The sequence below is a fragment of the Algoriphagus resistens genome (assembly GCF_001442615.1).
GTDB lineage: Bacteria > Bacteroidota > Bacteroidia > Cytophagales > Cyclobacteriaceae > Algoriphagus > Algoriphagus resistens.
Map to the genome: position 1 here is coordinate 109,062 of NZ_LMXN01000005.1, position 19,996 is coordinate 129,057.

The window sequence follows — 19,996 nt, forward strand, 5'->3', positions numbered from 1 at the left end:
TCAATTTCAGAGGCCTTTTTTTAGCTATTCATTTCATTAAGGGATGAATAGTTGTTTCCATTGAATTCTAAAATAGGTAGGCGGGTTCTCGCAATATTTTTATCTTTGCATCCGGAAATTAACAAAAGGAATGCGATTGCAGATAGTACGGATTATAGCATATATATTTTTTGGATTAATTTCGTTCGGAGTTAAGGCACAATCAAAGAGGTTTATTGAAGTTTCCTATGACCAAGGTCCTATTATTGGCAACCATAAAGATTGGGCAGACGAACTTATAGAGATCATCGATTATTCCGGAGTTGACGTAAGGTTTGGGTGGAGAAGCAGCAAGAATATATATTATAATTACATTAATAGGTTTCCAAGCTATGGCTTTGGTGTTACTTCTGCGGTCAATTACTACGCGGAAATAGGGCGGCCAATGGGTATCTACGCTTTTGGCGAGTTTCCTTTAGGTAAGAATAATTTTTACAGGAAGCTCAATTTCAGTTACTATACCCAAATTGGTTTGGGGTTCAATATGAATCCTTACGATGCTGAAACAAATCCACTGAACGGATTTGTAGGAACGGCTATCAATGCACATGTTCATTTCGGGCTAAAAGCTGCCTATCAATTTTCTGATACTTTCGGTGCATTCACTTCCATTGGAACCAAACATTATTCAAATGGGTCTATCAAAAAACCTAATGCAGGGATCAATTTTGTTCCTATAGCGCTCGGGGTGAAAATGAATTTGGATAATGAACAGTTCCGTCCCGGTATTAAACCTGATTTTCCTCCATTAGAGAAGAGAGGGTTTTGGAACATTACTGCTTATATGGGATTGAAAAGTTATGATATAGATGAAAAAGCCTATTTCAGGGGTGGTTTAGGGATAAATTACCTTTGGGAGCTCTCTTATAAATATAGGGGAGGACTGGGTATAGATTGGTTTTATGGTGCTGGCGCAAAAGAGCGATATCCCAATGAGTCTATTACTTTTTTAGATGTTAACTCCTTTGCAGTTGTGGGCTCATGGGAATGGAAACTAACTGAGCAATTATACATGCCCATAGCATTCGGGGTTTATCTGAGCAAGGCGCATCTCAACCAGGAAACTACCCGCTTCTATGAGCGGATCGGTGTCAGGTATCGCCTGAACAATAATGTATTTATCGGAGTTCATATCAAGGCACATAAGGTAAAGGCCGATTTTTTTGAGGTTGCTTTGGGATATACTATTCCGGGAAAAGTAAAAAAAACCATTACTTATTAGGGAGTTCCTTTTCCTTTAGTCAAAAAATGTTTTTATTTCCATCAGGCTTATTTTAGCTTGGAGAGATAAATTATGCCTATTTATGACCGAACCTCTTTTACTCAGATGTTTAGCCTTTTTTTGCCTTCTGCTAAACAGTCTGATCTGTGCTTCACAATCACTTCCTTCCTCAGGGATTTACCACCAACTACTTCAGCTAAAGGAAACCAAAAGAGTTTTATATGTGGCCGCGCATCCCGATGATGAAAATACTCAACTTATTGCAGCCTTGGGCAACGGTGAACATGTGCAAGTGGCTTACCTGAGCCTTACACGAGGCGATGGAGGGCAGAATCTATTGGGAAAAGAGCTGGGAATAGAACTAGGTCAAATCCGTACCCAGGAATTACTTCGTGCCCGCGAGACAGATGGTGGAAGCCAGTTTTTTACCAGGGCTATGGACTTTGGCTATTCTAAAAATCCAGATGAGACCCTTCAAAACTGGGATAAGCAAAAAATACTTTCCGATGTGGTGTGGGTTGTAAGGAAATTTAGGCCAGACATTATCATTACCAGATTCAATACTGTCCCCGGAGGAAACCATGGTCACCATACAACTTCGGCGATTTTGGCGGAGGAAGCTTTTGACCTGGCAGCTGACCCAAACGTATTTCCAGATCAATTGAACTATGTGGGTACATGGAAGCCGAGAAGAATTTTTTGGAACTCCTACAATTTTGGTGGGGAGTTCAAACCATTGGAAAATGAAAAGTATGCTGTTATCCAAACAGGTGGTTTCAACAGTTTACTCGGTGAATATTATAGTCAAATAGCAGCAAATAGCCGTACCATGCACAAATCCCAGGGGTTTGGGGCGACAGCTAGAATAGGTAACACTGCTGATTACCTGCAGTTTATCAAAGGGGAGCCTTTTGAAGATTCAGCTTTCGAGGGAATCCCCAACCGCTGGGCAGAGGTGGATGGGGGGAAGGAAATAGAGGCTTTGATCCAAAATGTAATTGAAAAATTTGACTTTAAAGATCCTCTTATCAATCTCGGTTCCTTGATGGGAATTAGATCAAAGCTATTGGAACTGAACCCCAAAGCGTCATGGATAAAGGAGAAGATCCAGAAGCTGGACAAGCTTATTTTTGAAGTATTGGGGTTAAAAATAGAATTAGTTACTAATCAGGAACTAGGGTGTGTAGGTGAAGAGATCAGGGCAAACCTGGTCGTCAATAACCCTTCTGCTGTTTTGCTTACAGACGTTTCACTGCAGCTCTATGATAGCTACTATCCTTCTGAGGGAAAAACAGTCGCCAATAACGATCCAGTTCAGATCCCGGTTGAATTTCAAATCCCTGAAGATGAGCCTTTGTCCCAGCCTTATTGGTTAGTGAACCCTGTAAAAGATGCGATCTATGATGTAAGAGAGCAGCATATGATTGGCAAGCCTTTTAATGATATGAAAATCGGCGGTGAATTAACTTTTAAAATAAATAACCAGGAATTCAAACTAGCCATTCCCTTGGAATACAAATACAATGATCAAGTGGATGGGGAAGTAAGGCAACCCTTCACAGTAGTTCCTGAAGTAGATTTAGCCATATCAGATCAAAATGTATTCTTGATTTCAGACTTAAATCCAGTGGTTACAATTACTGTGAACTTCAATAAGGACATAAAAGAAGGAGTTCTGACTTTCAGAAACCTGCAAAAAAATGAATTTGAAATCCTGGAAGTAAAAGATAATATCAGCCAAAAAAGGAAAATTTACAGAGTTTCATTCAATTTGGATAAAAATGAAAAGCGTGAAGTAATCGCTCAATTTACTACCGCCGAAGGGAAGACATATGATCAAATGACACATCGGATTTCTTACAGGCACATTCCAAATTTGACTTATTTTTCACCTGCCTCTTTAAACCTGATCCAGGAAAACTGGAAAGTGTCCCGGGCTAAAATAGGCTACATCAAGGGCGCGGGAGATGATGTGCCGGCAGTGCTTTCTTCATTAGGGTACCAAGTCACCGAAATTTCTGATTATTCTTTGGCAAACCTGTCTCAATACAAAAGCATCGTAGTGGGAATCAGGGCATACAATACTAATTCGGAACTTGCTGCCAACCAACAAAACTTATTGACGTATGTAGAAAATGGCGGGACTGTGGTGGTCCAATACAATGTAAGCAGACCTCTTTTGATAGAGAAGCTTGGACCTTATCCTTTTTCAATCAGTAGAGATCGGGTGACGGTGGAAGATTCACCTTTTGAAGCAGACTGGAATCATCCGATATTGGCGGGGCCAAATAAGATTACCGAGAAGGATTTTGACGGTTGGATCCAGGAAAGAGGATTGTATTTTGAAGCTGATATTGCTCCTGAATACTCTACGCCACTTACTTTCCAGGACCCCGGAGAAGAGCCATTGACCAGTTCATTGATCTACGCTAAATATGGCAAGGGAACTTACATTTATACGGGTATCTCGTTCTTTAGAGAGCTGCCAGCAGGCGTTCCGGGAGCGACTAAATTATTTATCAACTTGATCGAGCAATAATTGTGGAGGAAAAACCTTTACGTTGGAAATACCTGTATGTGGGATTAATTGCCTGCCTCTTTTTGCAAATGGGCCTGTTTTATTGGCTTAAAGTAGCCTACGCATGAGTACATTGGATTGGATCGTACTTTTTGGAACGTTAGCACTAATTGCCACTTACGGAATTTATAAGACCTACGGTACTAAGAGCCTGGATTCTTACCTCCGCGGTAAAAATTCCATGAACTGGTGGTCTATTGGATTGTCCATAATGGCGACCCAGGCTTCAGCGATTACATTTTTGAGTACTCCCGGCCAGGCTTATGAGGACGGAATGAGGTTCATACAGTTTTATTTTGGTTTGCCGTTGGCGATGATTATCATCTCGGTGGTTTTTATTCCAATATATTACAGACTGAAGGTATACACAGCCTATGAGTTTCTGGAAAATCGCTTTGATCTAAAAACCAGAACACTTGCTGCACTGCTTTTTATAATCCAGAGGGGATTGGCGGCAGGAATTACCATCTATGCCCCGGCGATTATTCTTTCCACTTTACTCGGATGGAATCTGACAGGTACAAATATCTTTATCGGTTCGGTGGTTATTCTCTATACAGTGTCAGGAGGTACCGAGGCAGTTTCCATTACGCAAAAACAGCAGATGGCTGTCATGATGGGGGGGATGATTTTAGCCGGAATTATAGTAATCCAACTGCTTCCGATCTCTTTTCAGGAAGCCATGCATGTGGCCGGGAAAATGGATAAACTGAACATGATCAACTTTGAATTCGATATTTCAGATCGATACAATGTATGGTCAGGGATGACTGCAGCAGTTTTTCTTTTCCTTTCATACTTCGGTACAGATCAAAGTCAGGTACAACGTTACCTTTCTGGACAGACGCTTTCCCAAAGCAGAATGGGGCTGATTATGAATGGATTTTTGAAGATACCAATGCAGTTTATTATTTTATTTATCGGTGTAATGGTATTTGTATTTTACCAATTCTTTTTGCCCCCGGTAGTCTTCAATAAAGTGCAAACAGATAAACTACGCGAAAGCGAGCTAGCGGGCAAGTTTGAAAGTTTGGAGAGCGAGTACGCTGAAAACTTTGAAGAGAGCAAAGCTTCCTATCTGGACATGCTTGATGCAATTACTAGTGAAAATGTTAGTGAGGAAACTGAAATCCGGGAGAAATTATCCGCCTTAAAAGCAGCCCAAAAAGCTATTCGAGAGGAAGTTAAAGAGTTAATCATAATCAATGATCCTGTAGCTGAAACCCGGGATACGGATTATGTATTTATGCGGTTTGTTATGGACCACTTACCTAAGGGGATTATCGGTTTGCTCTTTGCGGTGATCTTCTCTGCGGCAATGTCATCCACGGCTTCTGAGTTAAATGCCCTTGGATCTACGACCACTATAGATTTATACAAAAGATCCATCAAGAAAAGTGCGAGCGACAAGCACTACTTGAAATCATCCAAGTTGTTTACTGCTTTCTGGGGGGTAGGAGCTATTCTCTTTGCTACCTATGCGTCTTTGTTCGAAAATCTGATCCAGGCTGTTAATCTGCTGGGATCTCTTTTTTATGGGACTATACTTGGGATATTTCTCGTCGCTTTCTTTATGAAATGGGTAAAGGGACAAGCGGTCTTTATAGGTGCATTGCTGTCACAGGCGTTGGTTTTGGCCGTTCATTTCAGCAACGGGGATGTAACCGATGGTAATTTGTGGGATATCGGTTTTCTTTGGTATAATCCAATAGGATGTTTGGCAGTAATGCTTTTTGCCGCAGTGATACAGCTTTTGATCCCTTCCAGGGGCACTGGTAAATACTAAAAACAAGAAGCCTCCCAAATCGGGAGGCTTCTATCGTAGTTATTTTAATAGCTGTAAACAATGCTGAAAAGACCATTGTTGAACGGGAAAAAGCGTCTCAGCATAGTACTACTTTACGACTTTAGGTTCATCCTCATGTTGGTAATATCGATCGATGTCCCGTTGTCTTTTTAGGTGTCTTGTTATCATTTGCTCCCACTTGGTTTGGAATTGGTTCGGTGTCCCGAACATTGATACGACCATCAGGATCCTATAATCCCTGACACTGAGCAAGGGGATGTCCTCTCCGTTTTCAATCCGTTCGTTCATCATGAAAAGTGTTGCCATGAACACCAACGCATGGTGATGGTGCCATCCAGTCCATTTCCTTACCTGATAATCCGATAGGCCCAATTCATTTTTACTGTCGTCGAATGTACGTTCCACCCAGTAGCGCTGGGATTGAAAATAAGCATATTCGGCAGAAGTATATGCTTCAAGTTCCCCGTTGCTGAAACTATATTTGGTCTTCGGCTTATCGCCTTCAGTTCTGGTAATCAGCAGCGTCCGTTTCTTTGCAGAGGCCTCCTTCCCATTCCATGACCATACCGTGCACTTGTGGACCAACAGGCAGAGCCAGCCTTTGACCGTTTTTCTGACTTTCACCCGTGTCCAGTCATTTTCCGACAGCGTCATCACATAACTGTCCAGCCGTACCGGTTCCCGGTCAGGCTTGGGATGCATGGGCTTACGTCCCTTGTTTCCCTGGCGCGGGGGCACTGCCAGAATCGGTTCTTCCAGGAAAACAGTCTCATCTTTGTGGACGTCCAGCACAAAAAACAGTCCCCTCCGGTCCAGTCCTGAGCCCAGCTCATAGCTGTGTCCGTATAGGCCGTCTCCACCCACCCAGTCAAAGGCCACCCCGTTGGCAACACATTCGTCCACAAGCTCCAGGGCAAGTTGCGGCTTGGTCTTGAATTGCCGCACATTGCCCGGGATATCGGATTTGTCGCAGCGGTTTTTGTCTTCCACCCAGTTTTTTGGCAAAAAAAGCTTCTCATTGACCAGGGTGGCGTAGCTAGCGTTGCAAAGGGAGGCATAAACACCCACCTGACAGTTGTCCACCTTGCCCACAGAACCGGCATACTGACGGGAAACCCCAACTGACATCTTCCCTTTTTTCACATGGGAAGACTCGTCCACAATCAGTCCGGTTGGCTTCCCGTTCTTCCGCTTTTGGGCAGCCAGAACCTCGCTGGCCTGGAGCTGGACCTTGCTGAGTACAGCGCTGTGATCCCATTTTGAATTGGAGATGAACTGTTGGTACCTGCGGTATTCACCTTGGTCTATCGCTTCTTCCATTCTTTCCAAATTAGCGGTGTTCTTTTCACAGGCCACCAGTCCAAGAATATAGTCCAGGGCAGTGGGGGAATTGTCATATCGGTGGCATAAGAATTCAGGACGGTAGCCGGCGATGAACTCAGAGAGCTTACTAGCTGATTTAGAGAAAGTTGACTTATAATCAAATTTTTTTTTATCCGATTGAAATGTCATGGTTAATTTCAATCGGCTCGGTTAAAAGCGTAGTTTTATTTAAACTTAAAATACCGCATTCACCCCACTTTTACAAACTACTACTGTACTATTTTTAACTTCGTAAAGTAGTAATAGAATGAACTTATTGATTTGCCTCACTTCTCGCACTAGACTTTGGGCTTCCTGCTTTTTCTACTTCAATGACTTGATCAATCTTTCATTTAATCCCACATAATCCTGATTCCCTGCTTCCTCTGCTAGGTCTATTGCTTCTTCAGCTGACTCTAACGCCTCTGTTTTTTTGCCTAAGGCAGCTTCTATCTTAGCTTTCAGGTGCATTGTCCAATATTTCGGATCATCTTCCACAGATTCATTGATCCAGTTGAAAGCCTGATTCAGATCCTTCTTGTTGGTGTAATAATAGCTTGCCGCAGAATAGAGTAGACTTGGATCAGCGTTGTTGGCATCGATTACATATTCTTTGATCTGTGACATCACCAGTGGGTCTACCTCTGTTTCAATCCGGAAATCAATTTTTGTTTTTTCCCATTTCAATGAAAGATCTGAGCCTGTATCCGTCATATTTGCAAAGCTGATTTCAAAGGTTTCAGCCTTTTTGTTAAGCTTTTCAGGCTTTGCACTAAACCGGATAACATCTTCACTTTCATTGTATCCAATAGCGCCCCAGAGTTTGATGTTTCTGGAAAGAATCATAGTCCACTCAGATTTACCCGGGATAGAATAAAGCGCATATTGCCCTGCCGGGATGTTTTTGCCGTCTATGATAACATCGGTGGAAAATGAAAGTACTGTAGCGCCGTTTGCACCCGTTCTCCAAACCTGTCCGTAAGGAACCAGTTCTCCAAAAATTTTACGGTCCTTAGTACTCGGTCTACTATAGTCCACCGTCACATCTGTCAAGCCTACTTTTTGGGCAATCTTTGCTGATGGAGATGCCTGTGGCATTTGGATTTGCTGTGCAAAAGAAACTAGACTGCACAGCAAAATAGCTAATGTGAATGCGATTTTTTGTTTCATTGAATTTGAAGTTCTAATTTGGTTTAAAGTTAGTTAAGCGTAAAACTGTGATCGTATGTTTTGAAAAGCCCAAATTTCGATCTTTTTAAGGCAAATATTTTAAATGCATCCCTCATTTTTTATATACGCCTGAAGGTTTTTAGCTGTTTTTCATCCTCAATTGATATCCACCGTATAGAACATTATGAGTTTAGCTATTATAAGTCCAGGCAAAGATCCGGACGTTTGGATTAAAGAATTTAACGCGCTCGCACCTGATTTGAGTATCGAGGTATATCCCAAAATTAATGAACCTGAAAAAGTGGAATACGTTTTTCTTTGGCAGCATCCGGAAGGCATACTTTCCGAATTTCCGAATTTAAAGCTTATCAGTTCTATGGGTGCAGGGGTAGATCATATTTTACGGGACAAATCAATTCCTGCCTCTATACCTATAGTGAGGATAGTGGACGAAAAGCTTACTTTTTCCATGACAAATTATGTGGTGATGGCTGTGCTGAATTTTCACAGACAGACAACACGCTACCAGCTAAACCAGAGAAAGAAAATCTGGGATATGAGTAGTCCGGAATTGGACGTGACTATAGGAGTAATGGGTGTGGGGGCTTTGGGAAAAGACGTAATGGACAAACTCAATTATATGGGATTTCCAGTGGTTGGTTTTGGTTTTTCTGAGAAACCTGATTTTGAATATCCCTATTATACTAAGGATAAATTAAATGAGTTTTTAAATCAAGTGAATGTGTTGATTTGCTTACTTCCGCTTACTCCGGATACTGAAAATATTTTGAACATGGATTTATTTGAGAAATGCAACCCAAACACCTACCTCATCAACGTGGCCCGTGGAAAGCACCTGGTAGAGGATGATTTGATGAAGGCCCTAGAAGAAGGCCACTTGTCAGGAGCCATGCTTGATGTTTATCGAGAGGAACCATTGCCTGAAAACCATCCATTTTGGGAAAATCGGAAAATAACCATGACCCCGCATATAGCGAGTGTGACAAATCCCCAGGCAGCGGCACCACAAGTGGTGGAGAATATCAGACGAATCAAAGAGAACCGGGAATTGGTAAATGTCGTAAATCGGAGTAGAGGCTACTGAGAATACTATGGAGCAAGTTTTTAACATATTATGCCCTACAGATTTTTCTGAATGCTCGCTCAACGCAATTGAGTATGCTACCAGATTGGGTGAAAAATACAGGGCAGACCTTGTCCTTTTCCATGTTCTTAACAGAGAAGATTATGAGAAGCTTTCTCCTTCAGATAGTAGTGGTGAACATCAAATGAACTTTGTGCTTGAAAAGCTTCAAAATCTGCAAGATGCTGTCATTAAGGAAGCGACAAAGAATGGACTGAAGAGCTGTGTTTCCGTGGTGAAGGAAGGTGGTATCGTCAAGGAAACGCTGGAATATGCGGAACAGATCAATGCCGGTCTGATCGTGGTAGGTACTGAGGGTGTGAATGACTTTAGAGAGAATATGATTGGCTCTAGAGCCAGCCTTATAGTGGAGCAATCCGATAGGGATGTCCTGGTAGTTCCTCGAAAAGTTTATTTCAAAGCTCCCAGAAAGCTTGTGTATGCGAGTGATTACTTGGAAGAGGATAAGCTGGCGATTCAAAAAATCGTGGAGGTAGCCAGATTTTTTGATTCAGAAATTGATTTGGTTCATGTCACCACCAGTCATAAAGCCCTTGATAAATCACTGCACATGACCATGGTGGAAGAGATTGAACCCTTTATAAAATATGATAAAGTCAATTTTGTCCTGAAGTCCTTCCGCGATGATATTGCTTTGGGATTGGAAAATTACCTACAAACAGCGAAAGGTGACATTTTGGTCACGCTCAGTGAAAAGAAATCCTTTTTTGATCAGATTTTTTCGAAAAGCCTATCGAAGAAAATGGCCTACTTCATCAATAAACCGTTGTGGGTAATTAAGTCTTTTTAACGTTTTTTACAACGAAGGATATGAAAAAATTAAGCCGAAAGGTTTATCTACTACCCGCTCTTTTTCCCGCCAAACATGCCCTTTAAGTAATCTGCAAATTCTTTTCTGGTATTGACATTGGTAAAAACAGAACCTAATGTATTTAAGAAATGGTTAAAAGACATTTCTTTCTTGTGAATTGGGACAGTAAGTTTCTCAATTGATTTTGGATCAGTTTTAGGAATACCAGAACCTTCTTCAGCGGGCGTCGCACTTGGGGCATTAATCTCTTTTGGTGAGTATCCGACTAGACCATCAGCTTTTTCAAAACTCTTTTTTGACCTTTCCTGATAGCCTAGTTTCTCTTCGACCAACCCTTTATTGTTATGTGAAACTGCATCCTCAGGATCCAGTTCTATGGCTTTTTCGTAGTCTGCAATAGCTCCTTCCAAGTCACCGATTCTATCTTTGAAGTAAGCGCGGCTGCTGTAGCGATAAGGGTTTTTAGGATCGAGATTTGCGGCTCGGTCCAGCTCAGTGAGCGCTTCCTTATTTCTTTTGAGCAAATGCAAAACCACTGCCCGATCTGAGATGAAGTCAGTATTGTATGGCTCCAAAGCTGTAATCAGATCGAATTCGACCAAGGCTTCTTCCGTTCTCCCAAGCCTGGAAAGTATCCGCCCGCGACTTAGATGCAGGTGAGGTTGGTCGGGAGTGGCTTTTACCAATCCATCAAATATGGCCAAAGCCTCTTCAAATTTTCCTGACTTATATAATTCTATTCCTTTTTCGAAATTCATAATCCTTTTTTTTAACCATCGGGGACACGGAGTGATACGCAGTGAGCATAATTATATGGTACAGACGCTGAGGTTGCAAGGGGAGTTAGAGGAGGGAATTTTTATAGCTTACTACACTTTCCAACTTTCGAACGCTACCTCTAACTTTTAACCTCAAACTATATCTACAAACAAAACGTGCACCCGAAATTGTTCATACTTTCCAACTTTTACACTTTCCGGCTCTCAATATCAAGACAAAGTTAAGCCTTGAATAGTTTACCAAAGAATCTTTCCGTGGTTTTTGCAGGCAAATGGGTAGGCTTGCTATCTTTAAGGCCTGAGATTACTCCTTCCTTATGCCCCAACAACCACAAGCTGTACTTAAAGATCTGAAAGCGAAAAAGTTTGCTCCCATTTACTTTTTGGATGGGGAGGAACCGTTCTTTATTGATCAGATTACGGACTTTATCGAGAAGAATGCGATCGCTGAACATGAACGGGGGTTCAATCAGGTAGTCCTTTATGGAAAAGATTCCAATGTCGGAGTGATCCTGAACAACGCAAGGAAATTTCCGATGATGGCAGATCGCCAAGTAGTGATCGTGAAAGAGGCCCAGAGTTTATCCGATCTGGGAAAGGAGGAAGCGCAGAAATTACTGGTTAGCTATGTGCAAAATCCACTACCGAGTACTATCCTGGTATTTGCTCATAAATACAAAAAGCTGGACGGGCGAAGTGCACTTTACAAAGAGTTGGATAAGAAAACCGTGTATGTACGCTCCGATAAGGTGAAAGATTACAAGCTCACGGACTGGATAGAGGGATTCATCAAGGAAACGCAGCATTCGATCGATAATCGTGCAGCTCAACTGTTAGCGGATTCTATTGGGAATAACCTCGAAGTACTTTCCAATGAACTAGGGAAGATGCTGATCAATTTCCAGGAGCCTACGAAAATCACCAATGAACACATCTCCAAGTACATTGGGATCAATAAGGATTACAACAACTTTGAATTTCTGAAAGCAATAGGATTCAAGGACGTGGTGAAGGCAAATAAGATCATCCACTATTTTATCCAAAATCCTAAGGCAAATCCAGTGATTCCCATGTTTTCACTGATGTTCAACTACTTTACGAGAATTGCTATGATCCATCAGGCAAAAAAATCAGGAGCAAACGAGCAGCAGTTAGCAAGTCTTTTGGGGTTGCCACCATTTGTGGTCAAAGAATATTTGGTAGCATCCAGAAACTATAATTTAGGCAAGGTAATTGATGTGTTTGGATACATCAAAGAGGCTGATCTTCGTTACAAAGGAGTTGACTCCGGAAGTCTGAGCGAAGCTGAAAACCTCCGCGAGCTTGTTTACAAGATTTTGCACTGAGTACCTAAGCCACTTTATGAAATCGAGCATGTTGCAGGCAACACACAGAGGCAAGATTGTACGCCGTGCGAGATTCCATATGACCGCTGAGAAATAAAAAATAAACAGATGAAATATCACCTTGTGGTCCTGGCGAGCCTTGGACTCAGTTTGGAGGCGTATTCCCAATCTACCCTCTATCAGACCAGTCCCCAACAGAAGCTAGATCACAATCTGGCCCTTTTTGACAAGCAGCTTTTTTCTGCAAACATCTATGATAATACCAGGCTTCTGGAAAGGCCTGTGAACTCAGGACAGGAAAAAGCCGCTGAATTGAACCGCGCAATGGCGGCTCTTCAGCTAGAAAGTCCAGATGGGGCAGGATTGATGAAAAGCTATATCTATGATCATGGAAATGATCCTTCCGTAACCACTGCAGGATTGTATCTGGGGGATCACTATTTTTTCAAAAGGAATTTTGCTGAGGCGATCGAAAGCTATAAGCTGGTCGATGCCGAAAAACTGCCTCTGGAAAATCAAGCCGAAGTTCTCTTTAAGCAAGGCTATTCGCATTTCCAGCTCAACCAATACGAGCAGGCAGCACCCTATTTTGATGCCGGCAAAGCGCTTAATCAACAGGCAAGTTTTGACTCTTACTATTACAGTGGCTTTATTGCCATGGAAAATGGGAATACTTCAAAAGCTATTGCAGATCTTCAGACAGCTTCCCAATCACCATTCTATGCCAACAAGGTTCCTTATCTACTGGCGGCTCTTTATTACAAGCAGGGAAGCTATGATCAGTTGATTAGTTTCGCTGAGCCAAAGTTGACAAATGGGCAAAATCTGGAGAAAAAGGAAGTAATCTATTTGTACCTGGCAGAAGCATATTATGCCAAGGGAAATTTTGCAAAAGCGGCAGAAAACTACGATGCGTTTATCAATGCCCAAAAAGGAGAACTCGGAAGAGAGGAGATTTACAAAGCCGGGATTTCCCAGTTTGAAATAAAAAACTACCAACGCGCTACGGATTACTTAAAAGTATCTGCATCAGCAACTGATGAAATTGGCCAAGCTTCCAGTTATTACTTGGCCCAAGCTTATTTGAAACTGGAGAATTATCAGTTCGCCTCAACAAGTTTCCAATCAGCTGCAAAATCTGATTTTAATCCTGCAATCAAGGAAGAATCCATTTTCAATTATGCCAAAGTAAACCTGCAAAAAGGAAGTTTCCAATCTGCCATTACGGCTTTAGATGAATATGTGGAAAGTTATCCTTCAGGAAAATACAGGTCAGAAGCAGAGGGTTTACTTTCTGAAGCACTTGTAAACACCAATGATTACCTCCGTGCCATTGAGCAGATGGATAAAATCTCTAACAAATCACCTAGAATCCAAGAAGCTTATCAGAAAGTGGCCTTCTATCAAGCCATGGTTTATTACCGGGATAAAAAGTGGAATCCTGCTTTGGTTTATATCGATAAATCTCTGAAGTTTCCTGTAGATAAAAACCTGGTTTTGGATTCACACTTCTGGAAAGGAGAAATCAATTCAGCAGCAGGTAATTTGCCGCAGGCGATCAAAGCCTACGAATCAGTGCTGAGTAATCGCCCATCGGGAACCAATGGCACAGTGGCCAAAACCTATTATGGGCTTGGCTACGCCTACTTCAATTCCCAGCAATATTCCAAAGCAGAGGAGCAGTTCAGGAAATTCACTGAAAACAGACAGATTATTGCAAACAAACAGCAGTACGACGATGCGATATTGAGGTTGGGTGATTGTTATTATGTGCAGAAAAGATTTGGTGAGGCAGCTTCTGTATTCCAGCGGGCCATCAATGAAGGGAACTCAGGAGTTGATTACGCTTATTACAGATTGGCGGTAGTGCAAAATTTCCAGTCCAGAAACCAAGAAGCTCTTGGTCAACTCGATGTGCTCATTTCCCGCTATCCGAATAGCCTTTACCTGGAAGATGCTTTATTCCAACGAGGTCAGATCTATATGGAGGAGACTAGCTATCAGGCGGCTTCTGTTTCTTTTTCAGACCTGCTGAGTTCTAAGCCAAATAGCCCATTTGTACCTTATGCGTTGGAAGGTAGGGCTGTGGCGAATTTCTCGCTTCAGAATTACGATCAGACAATAAAGGATTACAGTACTATCCTCAATGAGCATCCCAATGCCCAAAATGCCGAGACTGCGCTGAAAGGCCTTCAAGAAACTCTTGCGCTTCAGGGAAGATCTGGTGAATTTTCAGATTATTTGACTAAATACAAAGGAGCAAATCCAAGTGACGGAAGTGTTCAATCGTTGGAATTTGAAGCTGCAAAAGGGACTTATTTTGATAAAAACTATGCCCAGGCAATACGAGGATTCGAAAATTACCTGAAAAACTACCCTCAATCAGCACAGCGAGCTGATGCACTTTATTTCTTAGGAGATAGTTATATGCTGGCCGGTGATACGGATAAAGCCTTAGCACAATTCAAAACTCTGGAAAATGAGCCAGCTTCTCCGCAGAGACTTCGTGCCATGCAGAAGATAGGAGCCATTGAATTGGAAAAAGGCAACTTTGCGCAGGCTATACCCTATCTGGAGACATCTGTGCAAAATGCCCGCAGTAAACCAGAGGAAGCTGAGGCTGTTCAGGGATTGATGCTTGCAAATTTTGAAGCAAAGAATTATCAGCAGGCGATCACACTGGCTGAGCGTTTAGCTACGCTGGATGGCGTGATTCCAGAGACTTCTCCAAAAGCTTTGCTGATCAAAGCAAAATCCCAAAATGCCCTAAATCAAAAACCGCAGTCGGAATTGACTTTGACTGCTTTGATAGCAGATTATAAAACGGAACAGGGGGCAGAAGGGCTTTATTTATTGGCTTTAGCTTTACAGGAAAAAGGAGAGATTACCCAATCCAATGAATTGATCTTTGATCAGTCAGGTCCTTTTGTCAACTACGATTATTGGTATGGGAGGATATTCTTGCTTTTGGCAGATAATTATGTGAAAAGCGGAGAGGAATTCCAGGCAAAAGCGACCTTGGAATCTATCGTGGAGAATTCTACTAATCAGGAAATCAAACAAATGGCTCAATCCAAACTCCAAACCCTTAACTAGACAATGATAAAGCTAGCAAGAACTATCCTTTTGACAGGAATTATCGGTTTGACGTCCGTGTGGTCAATCGCACAAACCCAGCAAAGAGGAGCTGTTACTGATCAGGAATTTGTGATCAGAAAAGACCGCGTACTCACTGTACCGGTTCAACCGCGGATGTATGAGAAGTTGCCTACATTGCCTAAACCAACAGGGTTGAATGAATATAATTATCTGGTTACAAGCTATCCGTTGAATCTGAAGCCCTTGGATCTGAAAGCTGAACCTTCACAGAAAGTCTATACTCCTGAGCGATTGGATCTTTATCCAGGATACATACGGGCCGGTTATGGCAATTTTGATTCTCCACTTTTGGAAGCTAGGTATATGGGTACTGAGATTGCGGATTTCAATTATTCTTTGCAATTGAACCATCAGAGTTTTAGAAAAGGCCCTGTGTTGGGTGAAGAATCTAAGGAATCACATACTGATTTAGGGTTTGATGGCAGCTACTTCACGGATTTTGTTGAGGTATTTGGTGGGTTCAGTTGGAACCAGGATAGCTATCGGTTTTATGGCCTGGATCCAACTTTCCTGGTGGATGAAAATGGTCAGTTTACAGGATTTGATGGAAATGTACTACAGGCCATCGAGGTGAAGGCCGGTATACGTGAGCTCGAAAAAGTGGGGCCTATATCTTACCAAGGACAGTTGAGCTATAGAAATTTCACGGATAGCTATCTGGTCAAAGAGAACCAAATTGGTGCAGAGGCAAGCTTGACGTTTAGACCAACAGATGACTGGGCTGGAAAAGTTGGGCTATCTTATTTTTCCACCAATCCCGAAGATCTGACCTATTCATTGAAGAGGACTTATTTTGCAGTCCGTCCTACAATTTCCTATAGATATGAAGCATTTAATTTCACTGCAGGTTTGAATCTGGTTTCAGAAAATGATTCTATAGAGAATAAATCAAGTGATTTTCATGTCTTTCCAGTACTTAAAGCAAACTATCAGTTTGCAGAAGAGTTTGGCTTTTTCGGAGAGTTTTCCGGTGATGTACAGCGTAATACCTATTACAGTTTTGTTAATGAAAATCCTTATTTGGGGCCAAGTGATCAATTGCTAAACACAGTTCAGAATTACAAGATTGAAGGTGGGATAGAAGGTCAGTTTCAAGGTGCTTTCAGCTATAGGGCAGCAGCCAATGTGAGCCGCTATAATCAGATGCATTTCTTTGTGAACAGTTACACCAATAATCTGGTGACGACTGATTCAGCAAGGTTTAACCTAGTGTATGATGATAAAACCACGGTCTTAAACATCAATGCAGAACTGGGATATAAATTCTCGGATATGTATTCGCTAAATAGTAGGCTTGATCTATATCAGTATGATCTGGGCACTCAGGCAGAGGCCTGGAATAGACCGATCTGGGAACTGAGAGTAAATAATCAGGTAACTCCAATTGAGCGATTGATCGTACAGGCGAATCTTAATTTGATGGGTGGAATTAAAGCCCGCGGGACTGATTTGAGCGACACAACAGACCCGGGACCGTATGAGGTGGTCAAATTGAAAACAATTGCCGATTTGCAGCTGAAAGCTGATTACGGGATCACGGATAGAATCTCCATTTTTGCCGAAGGCAATAATATCCTGAACGGTAAAAATATGCGCTGGCTGAATTATCCTGTGCGGGGAATCCAGTTCATAGGAGGAGCGTCTTTCAAATTCTAAGATTGTTTGAGACTTTAGGTTGGGGTTTAGACTCAATTCATTTAGTTTCGTAACATTCCCCGAAAGCAATGACCGGTAAAACCACAGATAATAAACATTGGACTGACCCTAAGGATTATGGACTTCCATATGTAGAGGTTGTTCCATTGGCACAAGCCCGAATTTCCAAGAAGGAAGAAGGAAAAGCGGCTCCTATAAATGTAGCTGAAGTCAAAAAGAAGACAATCCAAGCATTAAAACCACCTCTTTCAGAGACAGAACAGGTTTCTAAATCAGAATTCAAAATTGAAGAAAAGAAATCCAGTAGTTCCTGGATTTGGATTACGGCTATCTTGGCTTTAACGGTGGTAGTTGTGATTATTTGGCAAATGAATAAGTCGGATGTTTCTACTCAAGGATCTGAGGTATACATGTCTGAATCGGCAGCAGGGGCAGCAAGTAAAGAGAACGATGAAGCTATCTTAAATTCTACACCAAGTGAAGAGTTTCAGGATATTGATAATCAGGGTATTAATTCCGACTCTCTAAGTTCTGCTAAACCTGCCATCCAGTCTGGTCAAACTGGTACAACTATTGATGATAATGCAACAGGTAACTTGGTGAAAGTAACTGAAAAAAGTTCAAGACCACAGTTTTACATTATTGTTGGAAGCCTTCCTAATGAAGAATTGGCGGTGAAAGAGGCTTCCCAATACTTTAACCGAACTGAGACTATTTACCTGATCATGCCATACGAAGGTTCTGACAATTATCGTTTGGCTATTGAACGCTCGATAGGATTCACAGCCATGACTGAAGAATTGGAGCGTGTCAAAGATCAATACAGTGAAGCATTATGGATTTTGAAATATTAATATGATTCTACTTCAAACGCTCTCTACAGATACTCTTTCTGCAGCAGACAGCTTGGCAATGGGCGCCACCAAAGATAACATCGGTCTTCTTGATCTTTTAATTAAAGGCGGGTACATGATGGTTCCGCTTTACCTTCTATTTATTCTGGCCATTTTTATCTTTGTAGAGCGACTAATTACGCTCAATAAAGCTTCTAAAACTTCCTCACATCTGATGGATCAGGTGAGGGTATTGGTTCAGAATGGACAGACAGAAAAGGCGAAAATTCTCTGTGCAGGCGAGCAAACTCCGGTTGCCAATATGATAGCCAAAGGAGTGGAACGTATAGGCTCTCCTTTGAAAAATATAGAAGTAGCTATTGAGAACGTCGGTAAAATCGAGATCTATAAGTTGGAAAAAAACCTAAACTTGCTTGCTACTGTATCAGGAGCAGCTCCTATGATAGGATTCTTGGGGACCGTTGCGGGTATGATTCAGGCATTTATAGCCATAGCGCAAGAGGAAGGGATGGTTTCACCGAAGCTTCTTTCCGAAGGTATTTATGAAGCGATGATCACTACCGCGGCGGGATTGGTGGTCGGTATTATCGCATATTTGGGGTATAACTATCTGGTGTCGAAAGTATCTAAACTCGTCCACAATATGGAATATTCCTCGATAGAATTTATTGACCTGCTACAAGACTAAAGAAAAATGGGACTTCAGGCTAAAAATAAAGTGGATCCGGCATTTAGCATGTCATCGATGACAGATATTATATTTCTGTTGTTGATTTTCTTCATGCTGACATCTTCCTTCATCACACCTTCAGGTTTACCGGTGAACTTGCCTTCCAGCGAGACTTCAGATATCGTTATGCAGGAAGTCACCGTTACAGTTACCAAAGATCTTAAGTATTCTGTAAATGATAAGATTGTTCCAAGGGAACAAATCAAAGGCGAATTGACTTCTTTACTTAAGGATAAGAAAGGCCAGGTAGTCTTGCACATTGATAAAGATGTTCCCGTTGAGTATTTAGTAGAGATTGGAGGAATAGCGGCAGGACTTGAGGCAAATGTATCTATAGCAACAAAACCATTCTAAAAGAAATGGAATTCTGGAACGCAGATAAAATAGAGAACGAAAGCAAAAGGAAATCGTGGATAATTACCATTATCTTCAACGTGCTGCTTTTGATCGCGTTCTATTTTATTGTGGTTTGGAAGCAACCTGTCCCACCTTTGCCTACTTTCGGGCTGGAGCTGAATCTTGGATTTACTCCAACGGGTTCTGGCGAAAGAAACAGTCCCGTTGCTCCTTCAGAAACTCCAACGCCGGTAGTTGAAGCAGCTGCACCTGGAGAAATAGCTCCAGAAGTGACCAAACCTGCTACTCCGCCACCAAGCCCTAAAACAGAGACAGCAAAGCCAGCTGCCCAGCCTAAGCCTTCTGTAAACAAGGCAGTGACAACCAAACCATCTCCAATCAGAGGGGAGGAAAAGGCCACAGAACAGACTAAAAAACCTGAACCTGTAAAGAAAGAAGTAGCTAAACCGGTAGAAACTCCTGCAAAAGCTAAAGAACAGGAAACTGTACAAAAAGCGCCTGAGAAACCAAAAATTGATCAGAGAGCGATATTTGGTGCTGGTGGAACCTCAGGGAAAGGAACTACACCCGCTTCTGGCGGAGCTCAGGGAACTTCGCAGGACAAAGGAGATGAAGGCGATCCAAAAGGTACTGTTGATGGAAGAGCTATTATGGGAGTTGGATCAGGGAAAGGTGCTAATTCCGGTGATGGGTATAGTTTAGATCTTGCAGGCTGGGATTTTGCGCAGCGACCGAATATCAACGATAGGGTCTCCACCCGAAATGGTAAGATTGTTTTTAAAATAACCATTGATGATCTGGGAAGAGTTGTGCAGGCAGTACCTTTAGAATACAATGTGTCAAATGACGTGTTGGCTTATTACCGCCAGGTAGTAAACCAGATATCATTTAAGAAGCAAGGGGGGGCTGCAGCTGAGTTTTCTACAGGTAAAATCACGTTTGTCGTAAAGGTAGATTAAGC

The 19,996-nt window shown here is 42.0% G+C and carries 15 protein-coding genes; 12 read left to right on the forward strand and 3 right to left on the reverse strand.

Annotation, left to right across the window (positions count from 1 at the left end; all coding sequences use genetic code 11):
- Nucleotides 1–130: 130 nt before the first annotated feature.
- The 3 genes from AS141_RS11060 (at nucleotide 131) to AS141_RS11070 (ending at nucleotide 5,625) form a co-directional block, all read left to right on the forward strand.
- The gene (locus tag AS141_RS11060; protein ID WP_057937729.1) at nucleotides 131–1,261 is read left to right on the forward strand and encodes an acyloxyacyl hydrolase; all 1,131 of its coding nucleotides are present in this window, start codon (nucleotides 131–133) and stop codon (nucleotides 1,259–1,261) included.
- 82 nt (nucleotides 1,262–1,343) lie between these two features.
- On the forward strand, nucleotides 1,344–3,800 hold the full coding sequence (locus tag AS141_RS11065) for a PIG-L family deacetylase (RefSeq protein ID WP_057937730.1): 2,457 nt from the start codon (nucleotides 1,344–1,346) through the stop codon (nucleotides 3,798–3,800).
- 103 nt (nucleotides 3,801–3,903) lie between these two features.
- Nucleotides 3,904–5,625 (forward strand): sodium:solute symporter, encoded by a 1,722-nt coding sequence (locus AS141_RS11070; RefSeq protein WP_057937731.1) that lies wholly within the window; start codon nucleotides 3,904–3,906, stop codon nucleotides 5,623–5,625.
- 108 nt (nucleotides 5,626–5,733) lie between these two features.
- Here the strand turns inward: AS141_RS11070 and AS141_RS11075 are convergent, their stop codons facing one another.
- Both AS141_RS11075 and AS141_RS11080 read right to left on the reverse strand, forming a co-directional pair.
- Nucleotides 5,734–7,158 carry an IS701 family transposase gene (locus AS141_RS11075; RefSeq protein WP_057937732.1) on the reverse strand — a complete coding sequence of 475 codons (1,425 nt, stop codon included), beginning with the start codon at nucleotides 7,156–7,158 and terminating at the stop codon, nucleotides 5,734–5,736.
- 174 nt (nucleotides 7,159–7,332) lie between these two features.
- Nucleotides 7,333–8,178, reverse strand: coding sequence for a DUF2911 domain-containing protein (locus AS141_RS11080; protein ID WP_057937733.1), 846 nt, complete (start codon nucleotides 8,176–8,178; stop codon nucleotides 7,333–7,335).
- Between the two features lie 184 nt (nucleotides 8,179–8,362).
- Between AS141_RS11080 and AS141_RS11085 the strand changes: the two genes are divergently transcribed.
- Nucleotides 8,363–9,283, forward strand: coding sequence for a 2-hydroxyacid dehydrogenase (locus AS141_RS11085; protein ID WP_057937734.1), 921 nt, complete (start codon nucleotides 8,363–8,365; stop codon nucleotides 9,281–9,283).
- Between the two features lie 7 nt (nucleotides 9,284–9,290).
- The gene (locus tag AS141_RS11090; RefSeq protein WP_057937735.1) at nucleotides 9,291–10,133 is read left to right on the forward strand and encodes a universal stress protein; all 843 of its coding nucleotides are present in this window, start codon (nucleotides 9,291–9,293) and stop codon (nucleotides 10,131–10,133) included.
- A gap of 50 nt (nucleotides 10,134–10,183) precedes the next feature.
- Here AS141_RS11090 and AS141_RS11095 read toward each other — a convergent pair whose 3' ends face one another.
- The gene (locus tag AS141_RS11095; RefSeq protein WP_057937736.1) at nucleotides 10,184–10,912 is read right to left on the reverse strand and encodes a tetratricopeptide repeat protein; all 729 of its coding nucleotides are present in this window, start codon (nucleotides 10,910–10,912) and stop codon (nucleotides 10,184–10,186) included.
- A 338-nt stretch (nucleotides 10,913–11,250) separates the two neighbouring features.
- On the opposite strand from AS141_RS11095, the gene holA reads away from it, so the two are divergent.
- The 7 genes from holA to AS141_RS11130 all read left to right on the forward strand — a co-directional run bounded on the left by holA (nucleotide 11,251) and on the right by AS141_RS11130 (nucleotide 19,994).
- Entirely contained in the window at nucleotides 11,251–12,279 is a 1,029-nt protein-coding gene (holA, locus tag AS141_RS11100) for a DNA polymerase III subunit delta (RefSeq protein ID WP_057937737.1), read from the forward strand.
- A gap of 108 nt (nucleotides 12,280–12,387) precedes the next feature.
- On the forward strand, nucleotides 12,388–15,375 hold the full coding sequence (locus tag AS141_RS11105; protein WP_057937738.1) for a tetratricopeptide repeat protein: 2,988 nt from the start codon (nucleotides 12,388–12,390) through the stop codon (nucleotides 15,373–15,375).
- Between the two features lie 3 nt (nucleotides 15,376–15,378).
- The gene (locus AS141_RS11110; RefSeq protein ID WP_057937739.1) at nucleotides 15,379–17,094 is read left to right on the forward strand and encodes a TonB-dependent receptor; all 1,716 of its coding nucleotides are present in this window, start codon (nucleotides 15,379–15,381) and stop codon (nucleotides 17,092–17,094) included.
- Nucleotides 17,095–17,162: 68 nt separating this feature from the next.
- Nucleotides 17,163–17,948: a hypothetical protein gene (locus AS141_RS11115; RefSeq protein WP_057937740.1), complete on the forward strand. Its 786-nt coding sequence runs from the start codon at nucleotides 17,163–17,165 to the stop codon at nucleotides 17,946–17,948.
- Nucleotide 17,949: 1 nt separating this feature from the next.
- Nucleotides 17,950–18,636: a MotA/TolQ/ExbB proton channel family protein gene (locus tag AS141_RS11120; protein ID WP_057937741.1), complete on the forward strand. Its 687-nt coding sequence runs from the start codon at nucleotides 17,950–17,952 to the stop codon at nucleotides 18,634–18,636.
- Nucleotides 18,637–18,642: 6 nt separating this feature from the next.
- Nucleotides 18,643–19,032 (forward strand): ExbD/TolR family protein, encoded by a 390-nt coding sequence (locus AS141_RS11125; RefSeq protein WP_057937742.1) that lies wholly within the window; start codon nucleotides 18,643–18,645, stop codon nucleotides 19,030–19,032.
- A gap of 5 nt (nucleotides 19,033–19,037) precedes the next feature.
- A complete protein-coding gene (locus AS141_RS11130; RefSeq protein WP_057937743.1) occupies nucleotides 19,038–19,994 on the forward strand; it encodes a hypothetical protein in 957 nt (318 codons plus the stop codon).
- The last annotated feature ends 2 nt before the right edge of the window (nucleotides 19,995–19,996 follow it).